Here is a 17962-nt window from a genome sequence, read left to right on the forward strand (position 1 = left end):
TGTTACAGTAACAGCCATGCCCGGCCCCACCTTGAACGACATCGCCCGCAAACTGGGCGTCTCGAAGATGACCGTCTCCCGCGCTCTGCGCGACGGGCGGCATGTGGAGAGCGGTTTGAGGCAGAAAATCGTTCAGTTGGCCCGGACGCTTGGTTACAAGCCTGACCCGGAGTTCACAAAGCTGATGACTCAGATCCGTCGTGGACGGCAGATCACGTCCCCTCGCACCCTGGCCTTTGTTTGGGCGGAACGTGACGCGGAGGAGATCGCGAAGTCATCGTGGTCGCAGCAACTCGTGCTGGGGGCGTATCGGCAGGCGCGGAAGCTGGGCTTTGAACTGGAGGAGTTTCACATGGCGGCACGCGGGATGACGGGACGGCGGCTTTCCGGCATTTTGGAGGCGAGAGGCATTCCGGGCTTCATTTTGTCGCCGCTGATTTCCCGCAGCCGCGGGCATGTGACGATGGCATGGGAGAAGTTTTCGAGCGTGGTGATCGGCCTCGGCTATGCGCGTCCGGCGCTGCATCGCGTGCATCACCATCACTATCTCGGCATGATGACGGCGCTGCGCATGCTGCGAAAGCAAGGTCTCAAGCGCGTCGGCTTTTACTGCGGCAGCACGATCAACGAGCGCATGTTCCGCGCATGGTCGGCCAGTTTTCTGGCACATCATCCGATGGCTGAGCCCGGGGACCTGCTGGCGCTGCGCAAAACGCCTTCCAAGGCCGATTTCCATGCCTGGCTGCGCAAAGCGAAGCCGGAAGTCGTGATCGATGGCGGGCATGTCGTCAAAGACTGGCTGGGTGCGCTGCCGAAGGCGCAAAGGCCGCTGCATGTGACGCTGGGCTGGCGTGCGGACAAGCCGGATGTCGCCGGGATCGACCAGCAGGCGGATGTTTTGGGCGAGGCGGCGGTGGACCTGCTCGTGGCGCAGTATCAGCAGAACGAACGCGGCATTCCTGCGAATCCGAAGATCGTGATGACCGAGGGCGTGTGGCGTTCCGCGCAGGATTGAGCTTGTTTTGTGGGGTGTCGCGGCTTTGATCGCGGCCCTGCCATGAAAAAACATCTTCTCTTTGTTGCTCTCGCCCTTGTTGTTTCGATTCCCGCCTTCGCCGAAGACTGGGTTTCGCTGTTTGACGGCAAAACGATGACCGGGTGGACGAATCCGTATGAATGGGGGAAGATCGAAGTCGTGAATGGTGAAATTCACCTCACGGGCGACAAGAAGTTCTTTGTGGTGACCGAGAAGACTTACGGCGACTTCATTTTCGAGGGCGACATCCTGCTGCCGGAAGGCCAGGCGAACAGCGGCTTCATGTTCCGCGCCCACGTGGAGAAGAACAAAGTCTTCGGCTACCAGGCGGAGGTGGACGGCGACGCGAACCGCAAGTGGAGCGGCGGACTCTATGACGAAGGCCGCCGCATGTGGTTCATCAGTCCGATCAAAGGCAACAAGGAAAGCGAGGCCGCCTTCCGCGCACGCGCTGGCGACGCCTTCAAACGCAACGACTGGAACAACTACCGCATCGAATGCCGCGGCAAGAGCCTTAAAATTTTCGTCAACGGCGTGCTCACGACCGATGTGGAGGACGACAAGGACGCCAGCGGTGTGATCGCCATCCAGCATCACGGCGAGAAGGGCCAGACCTACAAGTTCCGCAATCTGCGCATCCAGGAGCTGAAGTAGGCTTTTTGCAAAACCTTCGCTCCGAATTCAGTCGTTCCATGCAGGCTCAGGAGGTCAATCTCCTCCCGCCCCCTTTTTCAAACCTTTCTGTGCTTGGAGCTTGTGACTGGCTGCCCGGCTTTGATAGCTTTGCACCATGCGAGTTCTTCTTCCGACAGTCAGCCTCCTCGCGCTCATTCTTTCGACCTGGAATGCCGCCTCAGGCCAGAACGCAACGCGGCCTGTGATCCTGAACAAAAACCTGCCGCCGCGCAGCGGCACCGTGATCCGGGAGAGACGCGAGATCCGCGTCGATAACGGCCGCTCGAAACAGGTGAACGCAAAGGAGTCCACGGAGGTCACGACGCGCTATGTGCAGCGTCTGAACCTCGTGCGTCGAGTCGCAGGGGCAGGAACGGAGGAGGTCCGCGTGGCCGAGTTCCTCACTGAGTTCGCTCATTTCATGGGGCCCGTGCCGCCGCCGAACGAGCCGTCCTCTTCGCTCACATCCAAAACACTGCGCGTCCGCAAAAGCGGATCGCGCTGGGACTACGATCTCGCGCAGGGCAAGCCCTCGCCGGATGAGCGCCAGACGCTCGATCACCTCGCCTTTACGGCGGGGATGCTGGATGTTTTGTCACTCAGCCTCGGCAATGACGCGCGCATGCCGGGAGACACATGGAAGACGAACATTCCGGCGCCGCGTGGCAAGGCAGCCGGCTTCATCGTGCCGAAGGACATCACCTGTTTCTTCGCCAGCCTTGATGAAAAGCCGGACGGTCCACATGCAGTCATCAACATCACCGGCGGACTGAGCCTTGAGCGTCCCATGGGCTACAACTCGCACATCGAGATCACCTTCGAAGCCATCGTTGACCGCCGCCTCACAGACATGCTCGACGTGGACACGAAGATCAAAGGCTCCTATGTCCTCAAGGGCGAGGCGAACATCGCCGGTGTCGGCAAAACCGCGCTGGACTTCAATTATCCCTTCACCCTCGCCCGCACGCTGAAGATCGAGGACAAGTGACCGCCGCGCCCGCAAAAATTCATCATTCGCCATTCGACATTCGCCATTCTTTCTCCTTCTTCCCCGCCTTAATTCAACCTCACACACACCTCATGCCACGTCCCGTCACCCTCTTCACCGGCCAGTGGGCCGATCTTTCCTGCGACACCATGATCCAGAAGGCCAAGTCCTTCGGTTACGACGGCGTCGAACTCGCCTGCTGGGGCGACCACTTTGAAGTGGACAAGGCCGACCAGGCCTACTGCGATGCCAAGCGCGCCAAATTGAAGGCCGCCGGCATGCAGTGCCACGCCATCTCGACCCACCTCGTCGGCCAGGCCGTGTGCGACTTGATCGACGAACGCCACAAGCAGATCCTCCCGCCCTACATTTACGGCGATGGCAATCCCGAGGGTGTCCGCCAGCGCGCCGCCGAGGAACTCATCAAGACCGCGCATGCCGCGAAGCGTTTCGGCGTCAGCGTCGTCAACGGCTTCACCGGCAGCAGCATCTGGCACCTCGTCTATTCCTTCCCGCCGAACCTCCCCGGCCAGATCGAGAACGGCTACAAGGACTTCGCCAAACGCTTCAAGCCCATTCTAGACGAATTCCAGAAACTCGGCATCCGCTACGCGCTGGAAGTGCATCCCACCGAAATCGCCTTTGACATCGCCAGCGCCGAACGCGCCCTGCAGGCTCTCGACTATCATCCCGCCTTCGGCTTCAACTACGACCCCAGCCACTTCGGCTACCAGGGCGTCGATTACGTGCGGTTCATCTACAAGTTCAGCGACCGCATCTTCCACGTTCACATGAAGGACGTCTCCTGGGGCATCGGCGACGGCACCGTCGGCGTCTTCGGCGGGCACGTCGATTTCCACAAGCCGAGCCGTTATTGGGACTTCAAGTCCGTCGGTCGCGGCAAGATCAATTTCGAACTCATCATCCGCGCCCTCAATGACATCGAGTACGGCGGCCCGCTGAGCGTCGAATGGGAAGACGGTGCGATGGACCGCGAATTCGGTGCCACCGAATCCGCCGCCTACGTCAAGAAGATCGACTTCCCGCCCTCGAAGATCATCTTCGACGCCCAGTTCGCCGAGGCGAGCAAGTAAAGCGATGGGAGCGCGGACACTCCTGTCCGCTTCAGTTTAAGCTTCAACACCCCAGCGGCCCGGAATCACCTTCCGGGCCGTTTTGTTTTCACTCCACCGTCTTCCGAAGCTCCATCACCGTGTTGATGATGTGCTCCTCGGTTTTGTCGCTCCACCTTGTCGGGTGCGTGCCGTAGATCATCGCTCCGCCGCCTTCGTAGCCGCCTTCCTGCCAGATGCGCAGGCTGGGAATGTAGGCCATCACATCGTTGGTGTAACCGCTGACCCAGACGATCGGGTCCTTGATGTCCTTTTTCAGGCGCAGGGAGTAATCCACGACGACTTCGCCGCCGAGTGTGACCCAGGTGAGGTCGTTGCCGAGGCGCAGCACCTGCACTGGATACGGATACGTCGTTGGCAGCGGGCCTTCATCGGCAATGCGCTGCAACACCCGTGTGGCATGCGTAGCTTTCCATTTGTCGGAGGACTTCTGCTCTTCCAGAAGTTGTTCCTTGGTCGGAAGCTTGTCATAGGCCAGCGGGATTTCTCGATACGCGGCGCGGATCGGGCCGGTGAGGCGCTTCATGTTCGTGGTGAGCGCGGCTTCGACGGACGTGGCGAGTGATTTGCCGTGCGTCTGCGCGAGTTCCATCGTGCGGCGTGGATACGGGTTCTGATCGCCGCTGCAGCCATTGGCGAACATTGCCACCGCATCAGGATGTGTTCTCTCAATCTCCTGCTGCGCGTAACCTGCATAGTCGCCGCTGAACTTCTGATGGCCGAGCGTGGTGCAATGACAAGCGTAGCCGAACACGATCGCGATCTCCTTGCCCGCTGCGCTCGTCGCCTTCAAGACAGGCACCGTTTGATCCACCGGCCCGTTAGGATTCGGGAAATTGCTCCAGCCACCCTTGCCATCCGGGGTGCGGCGGTTCATCGAGACCCCGCAGCGGGCGGTGCTGTAGTCGAGATGCGCGGGCACGGACTTCTGAATCGCCTCACCGACAAGCCGCACCAGCGTGTCCTCCAGCTTCGTCGTGTATTCCGCCGCTTCTTTTTCACGCAATGCCACGTCATCCGCCCCATGAATGCGGCTCGTGCGCAACTCCGGGCCGCTGTGGGTGTGCGAGGCGTTGATCGCGAGATTTGCCGGCGCGATGCCAAACTCCTTTTTCACGCGTTCCGCAACCTCGAGCCGCAGATTTCGCGGCACGCCGATCAAATCCATCGTGATGAGTGCAAACTTCGCCCCTGCTTTGTCTTCGATCACCAGCGCTTTCGCGAAAAGATCCAATTCGACTCCTTCCGATGGTTTCGTGCGGGCCGCATAGCCCGCCATCCACATCGGTTTTTCCGGTGTGATCTTCGCCGAGGCTGCTCCTGCCTTCCATGCGGGAGGTTCGGCCACCGGAGCGGCGGCGATGACAAACACAGCGAGGAGAAGCGGCAGCCAGAGTTTCATGACGACTACCAAAGCTGCCAGGCGATCAGTTCTTTATCGCTGCGTGCAAAAACTCGGTTTCCCGCAAAGGCTGGATGCGCCCAGGTCTTGCCGATGATCTGCCAACGTGACTGTTCCTCGCGCTTTTCAGGCGTGAGCGTCACATAGACGAGTTCACCGCTCGCATTCAGCAGCGCGGCGAGGTTATTCGACTCGTCCATCCACACGAGGCTCATCTGCGGATTGCGATCCTTCGGCGTGAGCGTGTTGTCGTCGCTCCAGAGGATCTTGCCGGTTTTGAGCTCAAAGGCCTGCAAACCGCGATTCTTGTCGAGCATGTAAACAACGCCGTCTTTGAAGAGCGGCGATGACATCAGACCGCAGATCTCCGTTTCGTTCTCCCACAGAAGTTCGGCACCTGTTCCCAGCCGGAACGCCTTTGCACCGTGCCAGTAGCCGGAAACCAGCAGGATGCCGTCTTGAAACAGCGGCTGCGCGATGCTGACGCCGTAAGTGATCTTGTAAGGATAGATCCAGTTCACGCTGCCAGTGTCAGGGCTCAGGCTCTGCACATGCTCCGGTCCCCAGGCGATGAGCTGCCGTGCTCCGGCATGGGAAATGATCTCCGGCGTGCAATAACCCGCGCGATCAGGCCCGCCGCGCCACACTTCCTTGCCGCTGCTTTTGTTCAAGGCGATCACGGATCCCTCTTTGGCGCCGACGTGCAGCAAAACGCGATCTCCATCAATCACCGGAGATGCCGCAAAGCCCCATGTGGGAACTTTGGCGCCGCAAGTTTCGACAGTATTGACCTCCCACATCACTTTGCCGGTCGTCGCATCAAGACAAACAACAACACCGGTGGCTCCCAGTGCATAAGCACGCCCTTCGGTGATGTTCACCGAGGTGCGCGGACCGGTGGCATAATCCATGCCGCCGTAGCTCACCTCCCATGCGTGTTTCCAGAGCTCCTGGCCGCTTTCCGCATCGAAACAAAGCACACGCTCGACTTCCGTCGGAGCCTTGAGCCGGTCCATCACATAGACGCGGCCATTGCTCATCGTCACGCCGCCAAACCCCGCTCCGATCTCCGCTTTCCAAAGCTGCAGCGGCTCCTTCTTCGCAAAAACAGCGGGAATGTTCGGCGGATTCCATCGTCCATCGCTGCCTGGACCGCGCCATCGCGGCCAGTCTTGGGCGTGAAGTGTCGAGATGAATGCAAGCAGGCAAAAAACTTTTTTCATGCGTGCTCAATACGCGCAAAGGCATGTCAAGCATCACGCCGGACAAAAGTTTTTCACACGTTGTGTTCCCCTCTTGCCGTGCCTGGAGCACTCGCTAACTCCACGCTTCCCAACCCTCATTCACGATTTTCCAACCATGTCTTCCGCCGCAGAACTGAACATCAACGTCGCCCATGTCGAACGCATCGCCGGAGAGCTGAAGCTCAAGCCGATCCAGGTTGGCGCGACGGCGAAGCTGCTCGCGGATGGCGCGACGGTGCCGTTCATCTCGCGTTACCGCAAAGAGGCGACCGGATCGCTTGATGAAGTGCAGATCCAAAACATTCAGGAGCGTCTCGGCCAGCTCGTGGCGCTGGATGATCGGCGCACAGCCATCGTGAAGTCACTCGAAGAGCGCAAGCTCATGACCGATGTGCTGCGTGCTAAGATCGAGAAGGCGGACACGATGAACGCGCTGGAGGACATCTTTGCCCCATTCCGCCCGAAACGCCGCACGAAGGCCACGATCGCGAAAGAGAAGGGCCTCGAGCCGCTGGCGGACTTCATTGAGCAGAATGTGCTGACCGCCGGAGTCGATCTCGAAGCCGAGGCGGCCAAGTTTGTGAAGCTGGAGGCCGAAACGGACGAGTTGAAGGTCAAAGACGCTGCCGAGGCGCTGGCTGGAGCACGCGACATCATCGCTGAGCGTATCAGTGACACGGCGGAAGTGCGTGCGTCGCTGCGCAAGCTCTTCGCGGAGAGCGGCACGGTGACCTCCAAAGTCATGTTTGGCAAAGAAGAGGATCCAGAAGCGCAGAAGTTCCGCGATTACTTCGACTGGACGGAGCCGCTCAAGTCCATTCCGTCCCATCGCATGCTTGCGATCCGTCGAGGTGAAAAAGAGGGCTTCCTGCTCATGCGCATCCAGCCTTTGGAGGCCGATGCTGTTTCATTGGTCGAGCGTCTGGCGGTGAAGGGCAACAATGCCTGCTCCGCTCAGGTGAAGCAGGCCGCGCAGGATGCCTACAAGCGTTTGCTCAGCTCCAGCATGGAGACGGAGGCCCGGCTTGAATCGAAGAAGAAGGCGGATGCGGAGGCCGTGAAAGTGTTCGCTGACAATCTTCGCGAACTGCTGATGGCCGCGCCGCTCGGACAGAAGCGTACTCTGGGCATCGATCCAGGTTTCCGCACAGGGTGCAAGGTCGTCGTGCTCGACGCCCAGGGCCAGCTTCTCTACAACGATGTCATTTACCTGCTCGGCGACGGCAACAGCCTCGTTCATGCGAAGAATCTGCTGCTCAATCTGATCGAACGTCACAAGATCGAGGCCATCGCCATCGGCAACGGCACCGCGAGCCGCGAGACGGAGATGTTTGTGAAGAAGATCGGTGTTCCCGCCTCGATTCCGGTCATCATGGTGAATGAAAGCGGCGCGTCGATTTACAGCGCCAGCGAGGTGGCCCGCGAGGAGTTCCCGAATCACGATGTCACCGTGCGTGGATCCGTTTCCATCGCCCGCCGCCTCATGGACCCGCTGGCGGAGCTTGTGAAGCTCGATCCCAAATCCATCGGCGTGGGTCAGTATCAGCACGATGTCGATCAGACGATGCTGCAAGGCAGCCTCGACAACGTGGTCATCAGCACGGTGAACGCGGTGGGCGTGGAGCTGAACACAGCGTCGAAGCAGCTTCTCAGCTACGTTTCCGGCCTCAACAGCGCGCACGCGGCGAACATCGTGGCCTTCCGCAACGAGAACGGGGCGTTCAAGAGCCGCAAAGATCTGCTGAAAGTGCCGCGGCTCGGTGAAAAGGCCTTCGAGCAGGCCGCGGGCTTCCTGCGCATCCGTGGCGCGGCGCATCCGCTCGATTCCAGCGCTGTGCACCCTGAGCGGTATCCGCTTGTGGAGAAAATGGCGGCCGATCTAGGCTGCGGCGTGGTCGATTTGATGCAGAAGCCCGAACTGCGCGCGAAAATCGACCTCAAGAAGTATGTCAGCGCTGATGTGGGCCTGCCGACGCTGCAGGACATCATGAACGAGCTTGCGAAGCCGGGGCGTGATCCGCGCAAGCAGTTCGAGGTCTTCAATTTCGCCGAAGGCGTGAATGAGATGAAGGACCTCACTGTCGGCATGAAGCTGCCGGGCATCGTGACGAACGTGACGGCGTTCGGAGCCTTTGTGGACATCGGCGTGCATCAGGATGGCCTCGTGCACGTGAGCCAGCTTGCCGATCATTTCGTGCGTGACGCCGCGGAAGTCGTCAAAGTGGCCCAGCGTGTGACCGTGACGGTCACGGAGGTCGATATTCCGCGCAAACGCATCGCGCTGAGCATGAAGTCGAAGCCTGACTTCGAGAAAAAGCAGGGCGGCGGCGGTCCGCGTCCGGCTGGTGGCGGTCAAGGCGGTGGCCAGCGCAGTTTCGCAGGCGGTGGCAATCGCAGCTCCGGAGGTGGAATGGGTAATCCCTTCGGCGGAGGTGGCGGCGGCGTGGACTGGTTCACCGCGGCGGCGCAGAAGGGGAAGAAGTGACACGCTCAGACGCCATCAGGAGCATCATCAGCCAGGCGAAAATACCGCCAACCGAATGAATTGGCTGAACATGAGGCATGACGAACGCGTCGGAGATTGCGCCCTTGCCACATGGCATGCGCCTTTTACGATCAAGTCTCCATTTTTATGAAATCCGCTCTTCTCGCCACGCTGGCCGCGCCTCTCTTGCTCACGCAATGTGTTGACCCGTATTTCTACGGCACGAACGGCAGGCCTGACCCGTATGCGAATCCGTATCGCCAGGGAATGAGGGAAGAGGGAAACCAGATGAACCAGGCGGCGTATGAGCGAGGCTGGCAGGACGGACAGGCCGATGCGCAGAACCGTCAGAGCCAGAACTACAATCGCTATCGCTCACGCTTCGGCCCGAACACTGAGATGGCCTATCGCGATGGTTACAACCAAGGCCACAGCCAGGCGCGCAGCAGCCTCGGCGGCGGTTATTTGAATCAAGGAGGAGGTTACGGTAATCCTCCGCCACAACAGCCCGCGAATGATCCGACCTACAACCAGGGCTACGATTACGGTCTGCGCGATTTGACTGGCGGACGGCAGCCTGACCCGGCGGCGCATGTGGGGCGTTACGATCCGCGTTATCGTTCCGGTTTTGAGCGCGGTTATTACGACGGCTACAACTCGCGTTCGAGCCAGGGGGCGTCTCCTGGCGGCGGCGGTTTCTGGTTCCGCTGAGCGATTCTTCCGGGTATAGCAAAACGCCACCGGCGGAGAACCGGTGGCGTCTTGATTTCAGAGAGTGGATGAGCCTGAGATTACTCCTGGGCGGCAGCTTCTGGAGCGGCCTCAGCCTTGGGCTTGGCAGGAGCTTTCTTGGCAGCGGGCTTTTTGGCCGGAGCTTTTTTCACGCTCTTGGCATCCGCCTTGGCGCTGCGTGCCTTGCGGGAGATGCCCGCCTTGGCGAGGGCTTTTTTGCGTTCGAGGTACTTTTTACGGCGGCGGCGTTTGATGACTTTGTTGAGTTGCTGACCCATGATGGATTGATCGGTTGTCGTTTTCGGTTTTGAGGGCGGCAAGAGTTCCACCGATCAAGTTTGAATCAAGACCAAATACGGCCTGCGGCCGGTTTCCCGTCCCGAACTGATTCTTTGTGCGTCAGAAGCCGGCATCAGGGCTTTTTCCCCGGGCTTGGGTTCGGAACCAGGATTCTAAGGATCGATTTTCGATTCCTGGCGAGGCTCGGCCTTGTTCTCGGCCTGCTGGGCGGACGGCACCTTGAAGAGCTTTCCGGTGTAGGGGCATTTCACGGTCTGCCCGGGTCCCATGCCGGAGACATCGACGAGCTGGGTTTGGCCGGCGTAGGGGCTGTTGACCATGTTTGCACGGCCGGGAACTGGCGTGCCGAATGGGAGATCGGCGGCGGTTTTAGCGGGTGACGAAGCCGGGCCGCTCGTTTTCGGAGCACTGTCCGGCTGCGGGGCGGTAGTATTGCCAATCTGCGGGGGGCCGGAGGGTTCCTCCAACGGTATGGTCGTGCGTGGTGATGGATGGCTCGATGGTGGACGAGACGGACGCGGATTGTAACTGCCGCTTGAGTGCGTAGATGACGGCGTCTGGTTATAGTAACGATTCTGCGAGTAATAATACGGCGTGCGATCATAGCCCCAGAACGAGGACCAGCTGCTGGAAGGCAGGTGGCTGTAGCGCGGTACGGCGAGACTGTTGCGGGAAGTCGTCGCGTAGCGTGGCATGTGGCGTGAGACGCCGGTGCGGAAGGGAGGGGAAGCGTGCTGCGACTCGTATTGCCAGTAGGTCAGCAGTCCGTGAGTCTGGATGTACTGCCAGGCCTGCCGGGAAGGCATGGAACATTGGGTGAGGAGCAGGCAGGCTGTCAGCAGCATGAACATGCCCATGGTCCGGGGAGAAAGGCAACGTGAAGCGTTCATGATGAGAGCAAATGAAGGTTGTGACGTTGGCGCGGAACACAGGTGCCGCGCGGAGCGCAAAATGCTGACAGGATTGCCCGCAGTGAGCAAGATTTCCGATGAGCAAAATCTCTGCTCAGACCTTTATTTACTGAATTTTCATACCAGCCAGACTGAGTGGGCGGTCACGCGGCCAAGATCGAGCTGCGCTCCTCATCATTCAGGTAGCACGAAGGGTCAGGCGCCCACAAATCACCGGTCATCTGTAGCGCACGCACGCGGAAGCCGCCGCCGCAGACATTGAGGAAGCTGCAGCTCGCACACTTGCCGGTGAGATGCTCCTTGCGGTTGCGCAGCGCGTTGAGCGTGGCGTTGTCGCGGTTGCTCCAGATGTCGCTAAACTTGCGGTCCTTCACATTGCCGAGCGTGAGCTCGTGCCAGAACTGGTCTGGATGCACATTGCCCTGCGTGTCGATGTTGCTGATGCCGGTGCCGCTGCTGTTCGCACCACCGCCGTTCCAATTGAGCAACTCCATGGCACGCTCGGCGCGCTCGGGATTCTCGCGCTTCAGGCGCATGTAGAGATACGGCCCGTCCACTGGTTGATCCACGGTCAAAACCTCGCGCGGCTTGCCGCTGGCGGCCCATTTGGCCGTGCGGTCGAGGATTTTGTCGATGGCTCCACGTGTTTCCTCGTGCGGCACTTCCATCAGTTCAGCACCGCGTCCGCTGTAAACAAGATGGTAAAAACACACGCGCTCGATGTCCTCGCGCTCGATGAAGTCGAGGATGCCTTCGATGTCGGCGATGTTGTGACGCGACAGGGTGAGACGCAGGCCGACCTTCTGGCCGACGGCCTTGCAGTTGCGGAAGGCGGCCACGGCCTTGTCAAAAGCACCCTGCCTGCCGCGGAAGTGATCGTGCGTCGCGCCGAGGCCATCGAGCGAGATGCCGACGTAGGAGAAGCCGATGTTCTTGATGCGCTGCGCCCACTCGGGATTGATGAGGGTGCCATTGGTGGAAAGCGTGAGGCGCAGACCCTTACCGGTGGCGTATTCGGCGAGTTCGAAGAACTTCGGGTGAATCGTAGGCTCACCGCCGGAGAGCAGCAGCGCGGGCACTTTGTAGTCCGCGAGATCGTCCACGACCGCTTGGCATTGCTCCCAGCTCAATTCGCCGGGGTAGTGCTTGGAATCCGAGTCCTGATAACAATGGACGCACTTCAGATTGCAGCGGCGGGTGATGTTCCAGACGACAATCGGGCGGCGTTCGGCCGCAGAAGTCGGAGAGCCGTGACCTCGGCCGTAGCGCAGGTGGTCCATGGGCTGGGCGACGTCACAGTAAAGGCGGGTGAGGTTGATCATGACCCCGTATCAACGCACGAAGGCATATCCGATGCCCCGCCGATTTTGCGCAAGGCATGACCTTGCTTGCCTCACGCCTGCTCGGTCGTCTGAAAGTCGGGATACGCATTGGCCGCGTGCTCGGCGAAGTCGAGCCCGTCGATCTGCTCGTTGTCGGTGGCGCGCAGGCCGACAGTCATGTCCACCAGCTTGAAGATGCCGAAACAGATGACAAAGGCGCTGAGTGTTACCGAGAAAGTTCCGAGTGCCTGCACGCCGAGCTTGTGGGCATCAAAGCCATTTTGATCGAATAGAGCCACACTCAATGTGCCCCACCAGCCGTTGCCCAAATGCACAGGCACCGCGCCGACGGCGTCGTCGATCTTCATGCGCTCCAGCGCGATGGTGGCGACGGTGGTGATGATGCCGGCGATCAAACCGACGATGAAGGCCGAGGCCGGAGAAATGTTGGCGCAACAAGCGGTCACGCCGACCGCACCGCCGAGGGAACCGTTGAGCGTGATGCCCACATCAGGCCGTCCTTGCACGAACCACATCGAAAGCATCGCGGAGAGCGCCGCCGCGGCTGGTGCAATCGTCGTGTTCACGGCGATGCGGCCGATGGTGCCGTTGCCGAGCAAGGTTGAGCCGGCATTGAAGCCGAACCAGCCGAACCACAGGATGAAAACACCAAGCGCGGCCAGTGGAATGTTGTGGCCTGCGATCAGGCGAGGCGTGCCGTCCTTTGCGAAGCGTCCGTGCCTAGCACCGACGACAAGAATGCCCGCCAGCGCGCAGGCACCGCCGCAGCCGTGCACGACCGTCGATCCGGCGAAATCGACAAAGCCCATCGCTTCGAGCCAGCCTTTCTCTCCACCGACACCATACGCTCCGCCAAAGCTGCCCCAGGCCCAGTGACCGCCGAGAGGATAAACTATGGCCGCCAACAGCGCCGCATAGATGAGATAGCCGACGAACTTTGTGCGCTCGGCCATCGCTCCGGAGACGATGGTGCAGGCGGTGCCAGCGAAGACGACCTGGAAGAACCAGAAGGCCCACAGCTTGTCATCTGCCGCGTGATTCGAGAGCCAGAACGAATCTCCACCGATCAAGCCACCCGCGCTGGTGCCGAACATGAGCCCGAAGCCGAGGAACATGAACACGATGGCGCTGATGCAGAAGTCCAGGAAGTTCTTCATGATGATGTTGATGCTGTTCTTCGCGCGTGCGAAGCCCAGCTCCACCATCGCAAAACCGGCTTGCATCACAAAAACGAGGGCACCGGTGATCACCATCCACACCAGGTTCAGATTGAGCTGCACGGTCTCGATGTCCGCCTTCACCGCCGCGTCGGCGGGGGCCGCCGGGACGCTCGCGGCAGCAGGTGGTGCCTCGCTCTTCACCGCTTTCGCCACTTCATTGAGCGTGCCTTGGTTCGTGTCGAGCTTTTGGATGATCGTGTCGAGTTTCGCCTCGATTTTGTTTGTCTCCTGGGCGGAAACGGGGCTGAGCAGGGCAAAACTGGCGAACAGGCAGAGGGAGAGAGATTTCATGAGGGATCAGGCTTGCAGGTGTTCCATCGCGGCATCGAGTTCGACGAGGAGCTGGCGGCGTTTGGAGGTGTTCGGCACGTGCTCGATGACGCTCACGGCCAGTTTGCGCACATCCGAGGCATTGAGGCGGTAAGGATCGGCGATTTGCGCCTCGCTGATGGTGCGCTGGACGAGATTCGCGGCCTGAGCACGGCCCATCACCTTGCCGAGCACGCTTTCGACACACTGCCTCACCGCGCCCCATTGGTTGACCGTGGCTCCGGCCTTGTCGGTGATCTGCGTGAGCGCACGCGGGCTGGTGACGACGAGCTCCTCGATGCCATCGGGAGAGTTTTGCGCGGCAGGCTGCGGAGCGGATGAGGCCGTGCTGAGCGCTGCGGCATGATCGTTCAGCATCACGGAGGCGGCGCTGGCGGCGAGATCGGCGTCGGCCCGTGAGGTGAGGAAAAACAACATCACTGCCTCGTCTTGTGTGACGATGAGCAGCACGCCGCCGTCGAACTCCAGATAGATCTGGCGGATGCTCCGCCGCACCTGTCGGTAGCCATCGAGCATCTGGCTGATGATTTCGCGCAGGTTGTCCGCACGGGTTTCCGAAAAGGGCATCTGGCGGTGGATGGTGTTGCGGCCTTTGAAGAGCATCACGCCCGCGACGCCTTCAAGGCGTTGCAGCGCGGCGGCGGCAGTGATCACGGAGTTCAAACTCATGAAGGAAAATTCGTTCGGGATCAGCGTGCCAGGGACTCACGCACATGCTTGATGGAGCGCCGATGGCTGCTCACGGCTCCATGCCAGCTCCCCGGCTGCTGTGCGGCGCTGATGGAGGTCTGGCCCTCGCGGTCCTCGACGATCGCTAGCTCGAGCCGACGCATGCCGAGGGTCTCGGCCAGCTTGTCGGTGTAGTAGCCGACGTACTTGACCTCTCCGGCAAAACGTTGCGCGGATTCAGCATCGCCGCCAGAAATGGTCTCGCGTCCTTGCACGGACTCCATCTTGATGAGGCCGGGATCGGGTTCCATGGGGACGATGTTGGCAGGCTGTATGGCCGCTGCCTGGCGGGTGGTGGAAATGGGAATGATGCGAGTGGGTTCCATTCGGACACCAGCATTCAGCATCACGCGTGCCAGCTTCCCTTTGCTGATGCTGCAAAACCGTCCCGCTTGGCCGCCTGCTCAGGGCAGCGGCTTTGCCTCCGGCACCACCATCGCAGCTTTTTTTTCCGGCTTCTTCTGGTCTGCCATTTTTTCGGCTGGAGGGAGGCCGTCGATCACCGCGTTCACGCGGGCGCCGTCGGCGGGGAAGGGGATCGGGGTGAGGCAGAGCACATCGCCCTCCTTCGGGGCCTTAGGCGACTTTGCAGAGACGACGATCTGCTTTTCCGTGCCGAAAATCGGCTCCACAAACATGCGCCGGAGAGTTTTCTGCGCTGTGATCAGGATGATCTCATCACCCGCACGCACCGCGGCCCGTGGAATGATGAACACATCCTCCAGAGCATCGCCCTCGATCTCCGCCTCGATGAACTGGCCGATTTTCAGCGGCGGCGCCCCATCCGCCCGTTTTGAGAAGGGATTGTCAATTTGCGCCACGGCGGTGCTCTGGCGTGTCTCGGCATCGAGAGCGCTCTCCACGCGCACGAGGCGTCCTTCCCAGATGACCGTCTTGCCTGCGGCGGTGGTGCGCAGACGGACCTTGGTCGCAGGAGGCGACTCGCTGGCATCACGATAATGTTCCGGCAGCCGCACATGCATGCTCTCGCGTTCTGGCAGCGGCAGGCGCACTTCGACGAAATCCGTGGCGAAGATGCGGCCCAAAGTGGTGCCCGGGCTCACATACTGGCCCACATCCGCCACTTGCTCCAGGACCTGCCCGGCATACGGGGCGCGGATGATCGTGCGCTGAGAGTCGCGTTCCGCTTTCACCACGCGTGCCTCGGCGGCGGCCAGGTCGGCCTTCGCCCGCGCCACCTGCGGAGCGCGGGAAACAAGCTCTCCAGGAGCGCCCTGCCGTCCCAGCGCCTTCCAGTTTTCCAGAGCTTGCTCGGCCTTCGCCTCTTCCTCGGCGAGTGTCACCTTTGCCAGGGCCACGGCCGCCTTGGCCACGACCACCGCTGTTTCATAATCCACCGCATCGAGTTTCACCAGCAACTCGCCTTTTTCAAAAAAGCCGCCCGGCCTGAAGGATGGACTCACCTCCACGATCATGCCCGCCACCTCCGGGACCAGAGTGCTTTGGGTCCGGGGCTGCACCGCGCCCTGCGAGGACACCCGGACCGGGTAGCTCGTCTTCTTCAATGTCATACCCTCCACCGTCACTAGCACGGGACGGGTCTCCATGACCGCCATCTCCGGCTTGTGCGTGACCAACCACCACATCCCCCAGCCGCAGGCGGCGAGGATGAGGAGCGGGAGCAGTGCGCGAAGGGTGCGGGCCATGTCAGGGACTATGAACGCCTGAAAATGCGCATGGATTCACCCCGCGCACGATTTAATCCGCGAAAAGCAGGCTTCAAAGCGGAAGAAGTCATGCCGGGCCAAAAACTTTACGATGAATGACGGACGGGTTCTGCCGCAGGTCGGTGATCGTCACCACCACGATCCGCGTTGGCTGCACGTCATAGAACACGCCATACGGAAAATCGCGCATCAGCATGCGCCGATAGGGATGCGCATAGCGTGCCCCGCTTTCTGGATTCCTTTTCAGCAGACCGAGCACGACATCAAGCTGCTGCATGAACAACACGCCACGTCCTTTCTGATAGTCCTCGCAGCGTTCGTAAGCCTGCTGAATGTCGATGTCCGCCTGGAGCAGCAGAATCAGTTCTTTCATGCGGCCGATCCCAGGATGCGTTGCTTCACCGCTTCCCAAGTGGTGAATTCCTCCGGGTGCTTCTTGAAGTGATCCATCCGCCGGTCCAGCTCGGCCAGGATTTCCCGGGACACCGGAACTTCGGAAGGATGCTCCTCCAGGTCGTTCCAGAGTTCGGACACAAACAGCAGCTTCTCAGACGATGAGAGAGCCCGCACTTCTGGGAATTGCTCAAGAATCATGACGGATGATGGCATGAATGCCTGGGGTGGGCAATGTCCGATCTGGTGCCAGTCGGCTCACAGCTTCGCCAGCGAGTCATCCAGCGCGGCGATCACCGTGCTGATGCTCGCCTCGGATTCGTCGCCCATGTTCGAGACGCGGAAGGTCTTGCCCTTCAGCTTCCCGTAACCGCCGTCGATGATCATGCTGTGGTTCTTCTTCAGCAGGGCGATGAAGGCCGCCACGTCGATGTTCTTGTTGTTGGCGACGCAGGTGAGCGACTTGGAGCGGTAACCCTCCGGCGCGAAGAATTCGAAGCCGTTGCGGCGCACCCACTCGTGCACCATGCCATTGAGCTTGGCGTGACGCGCGTAGCGGTTGTCCACGCCTTCGGCGAAGATCTTGTTGAGCTGATGGCGCAGGCCGTAGATCAGCGAAATGCACGGCGTGGAGGGCGTCATGCTTTTCTCGCCATTCGCCTTGAACTCCAGGAAGTCGAAGTAGTAGCCGCGGTCATTGATCGTCGCCGCACGGGCCATGGCGGCCTCGCTGGCGGTGAACAAGGCGAGGCCCGGGGGCAGCGCGAAGGCCTTCTGGCTGCCCGTGAGCAGCACGTCCAGGCCGAGTTCGTCGAAATTCACCGGCACCGTCGTGAAACCGGACACCGAATCCGTGATGAACATCACATCAGGATACTTCTTCTTCAGCGCCGCGATCTCCGCGATGGGGCTGAGCACGCCGGTGGAGGTTTCGTTGTGGATGAAGGTCACCGCGTCGAATTCACCCGTGGCGAGACGCTTGTCGATCTCCGCCGCCAGGATCGGTTGGCCCCACTCGACCTGATAAGCCTCGGCTTCCTTGCCGCAGCGCTTGGAAACGTCCAGCCACTTGTCAGAGAAGGCGCCGTTGCAGCAGTTCAGCACTTTTTTCTTCACCAGATTGCGGATCGAGCCCTCCATCACGCCCCAAGCGGACGAGGTGCTCAGAAACACCTGCTGCTTCGTGCCAAACAGCGTCTGCAGCATCGGCTGGATCTCGGCATACAGATCCTGGAATCCCTTGCCGCGATGCCCGATCATCGGCTGCGCCATCGCAGCGTAGGTGTCAGGGGAAACTTCGACGGGACCGGGGATGTAAAGTTTGACGTGGGTGCTCATGCGTTTGGGGGAAAG

The 17962-nt window shown here is 60.5% G+C and carries 18 protein-coding genes; 6 read left to right on the forward strand and 12 right to left on the reverse strand.

The window, feature by feature from the left end:
- Positions 1-16: 16 nt before the first annotated feature.
- The 4 genes from ACILSE_RS00085 (at position 17) to ACILSE_RS00100 (ending at position 3793) form a co-directional block, all read left to right on the forward strand.
- Positions 17-1015, forward strand: coding sequence for a LacI family DNA-binding transcriptional regulator (locus ACILSE_RS00085; RefSeq protein ID WP_395715293.1), 999 nt, complete (start codon positions 17-19; stop codon positions 1013-1015).
- 42 nt (positions 1016-1057) lie between these two features.
- Positions 1058-1690, forward strand: coding sequence for a DUF1080 domain-containing protein (locus tag ACILSE_RS00090; protein WP_395715294.1), 633 nt, complete (start codon positions 1058-1060; stop codon positions 1688-1690).
- 136 nt (positions 1691-1826) lie between these two features.
- Positions 1827-2699 carry a hypothetical protein gene (locus tag ACILSE_RS00095; protein ID WP_395715295.1) on the forward strand — a complete coding sequence of 291 codons (873 nt, stop codon included), beginning with the start codon at positions 1827-1829 and terminating at the stop codon, positions 2697-2699.
- Between the two features lie 92 nt (positions 2700-2791).
- Complete coding sequence (locus ACILSE_RS00100) at positions 2792-3793, forward strand: sugar phosphate isomerase/epimerase family protein (RefSeq protein WP_395715296.1); 1002 nt, start codon at positions 2792-2794, stop codon at positions 3791-3793.
- An 88-nt stretch (positions 3794-3881) separates the two neighbouring features.
- Here ACILSE_RS00100 and ACILSE_RS00105 read toward each other — a convergent pair whose 3' ends face one another.
- Entirely contained in the window at positions 3882-5234 is a 1353-nt protein-coding gene (locus ACILSE_RS00105; protein ID WP_395715297.1) for a neutral/alkaline non-lysosomal ceramidase N-terminal domain-containing protein, read from the reverse strand.
- Between the two features lie 5 nt (positions 5235-5239).
- On the reverse strand, positions 5240-6457 hold the full coding sequence (locus ACILSE_RS00110; protein ID WP_395715298.1) for a PQQ-binding-like beta-propeller repeat protein: 1218 nt from the start codon (positions 6455-6457) through the stop codon (positions 5240-5242).
- Positions 6458-6593: 136 nt separating this feature from the next.
- On the opposite strand from ACILSE_RS00110, the gene ACILSE_RS00115 reads away from it, so the two are divergent.
- Together ACILSE_RS00115 and ACILSE_RS00120 are read left to right on the forward strand one after the other, a co-directional pair.
- A complete protein-coding gene (locus ACILSE_RS00115; RefSeq protein WP_395715299.1) occupies positions 6594-8963 on the forward strand; it encodes a Tex family protein in 2370 nt (789 codons plus the stop codon).
- A 147-nt stretch (positions 8964-9110) separates the two neighbouring features.
- The gene (locus tag ACILSE_RS00120; RefSeq protein ID WP_395715300.1) at positions 9111-9674 is read left to right on the forward strand and encodes a hypothetical protein; all 564 of its coding nucleotides are present in this window, start codon (positions 9111-9113) and stop codon (positions 9672-9674) included.
- An 80-nt stretch (positions 9675-9754) separates the two neighbouring features.
- Here ACILSE_RS00120 and ACILSE_RS00125 read toward each other — a convergent pair whose 3' ends face one another.
- The 10 genes from ACILSE_RS00125 to ACILSE_RS00170 all read right to left on the reverse strand — a co-directional run bounded on the left by ACILSE_RS00125 (position 9755) and on the right by ACILSE_RS00170 (position 17947).
- Positions 9755-9973 carry a hypothetical protein gene (locus tag ACILSE_RS00125; protein WP_395715301.1) on the reverse strand — a complete coding sequence of 73 codons (219 nt, stop codon included), beginning with the start codon at positions 9971-9973 and terminating at the stop codon, positions 9755-9757.
- 174 nt (positions 9974-10147) lie between these two features.
- Complete coding sequence (locus tag ACILSE_RS00130; protein ID WP_395715302.1) at positions 10148-10885, reverse strand: hypothetical protein; 738 nt, start codon at positions 10883-10885, stop codon at positions 10148-10150.
- Positions 10886-11049: 164 nt separating this feature from the next.
- A complete protein-coding gene (locus ACILSE_RS00135; RefSeq protein WP_395715303.1) occupies positions 11050-12228 on the reverse strand; it encodes a radical SAM protein in 1179 nt (392 codons plus the stop codon).
- A gap of 71 nt (positions 12229-12299) precedes the next feature.
- Positions 12300-13760, reverse strand: coding sequence for an ammonium transporter (locus ACILSE_RS00140; protein WP_395715304.1), 1461 nt, complete (start codon positions 13758-13760; stop codon positions 12300-12302).
- Between the two features lie 6 nt (positions 13761-13766).
- On the reverse strand, positions 13767-14468 hold the full coding sequence (locus ACILSE_RS00145; RefSeq protein WP_395715305.1) for a hypothetical protein: 702 nt from the start codon (positions 14466-14468) through the stop codon (positions 13767-13769).
- A 20-nt stretch (positions 14469-14488) separates the two neighbouring features.
- Positions 14489-14854 (reverse strand): hypothetical protein, encoded by a 366-nt coding sequence (locus ACILSE_RS00150; RefSeq protein ID WP_395715306.1) that lies wholly within the window; start codon positions 14852-14854, stop codon positions 14489-14491.
- Between the two features lie 78 nt (positions 14855-14932).
- Complete coding sequence (locus tag ACILSE_RS00155) at positions 14933-16195, reverse strand: efflux RND transporter periplasmic adaptor subunit (RefSeq protein ID WP_395715307.1); 1263 nt, start codon at positions 16193-16195, stop codon at positions 14933-14935.
- A gap of 88 nt (positions 16196-16283) precedes the next feature.
- Positions 16284-16589: a hypothetical protein gene (locus ACILSE_RS00160; RefSeq protein ID WP_395715308.1), complete on the reverse strand. Its 306-nt coding sequence runs from the start codon at positions 16587-16589 to the stop codon at positions 16284-16286.
- Positions 16586-16825: an addiction module protein gene (locus ACILSE_RS00165; RefSeq protein ID WP_395715309.1), complete on the reverse strand. Its 240-nt coding sequence runs from the start codon at positions 16823-16825 to the stop codon at positions 16586-16588. Before ACILSE_RS00165 ends, ACILSE_RS00160 begins: the two co-directional genes overlap by 4 nt.
- 42 nt (positions 16826-16867) lie before the next feature.
- A complete protein-coding gene (locus tag ACILSE_RS00170) occupies positions 16868-17947 on the reverse strand; it encodes a pyridoxal-phosphate-dependent aminotransferase family protein (RefSeq protein ID WP_395715310.1) in 1080 nt (359 codons plus the stop codon).
- Between the last annotated feature and the right edge of the window lie 15 nt (positions 17948-17962).

It is taken from the genome of Prosthecobacter sp. (assembly GCF_044236155.1).
In the GTDB taxonomy this organism is placed as follows: domain Bacteria; phylum Verrucomicrobiota; class Verrucomicrobiia; order Verrucomicrobiales; family Verrucomicrobiaceae; genus Prosthecobacter.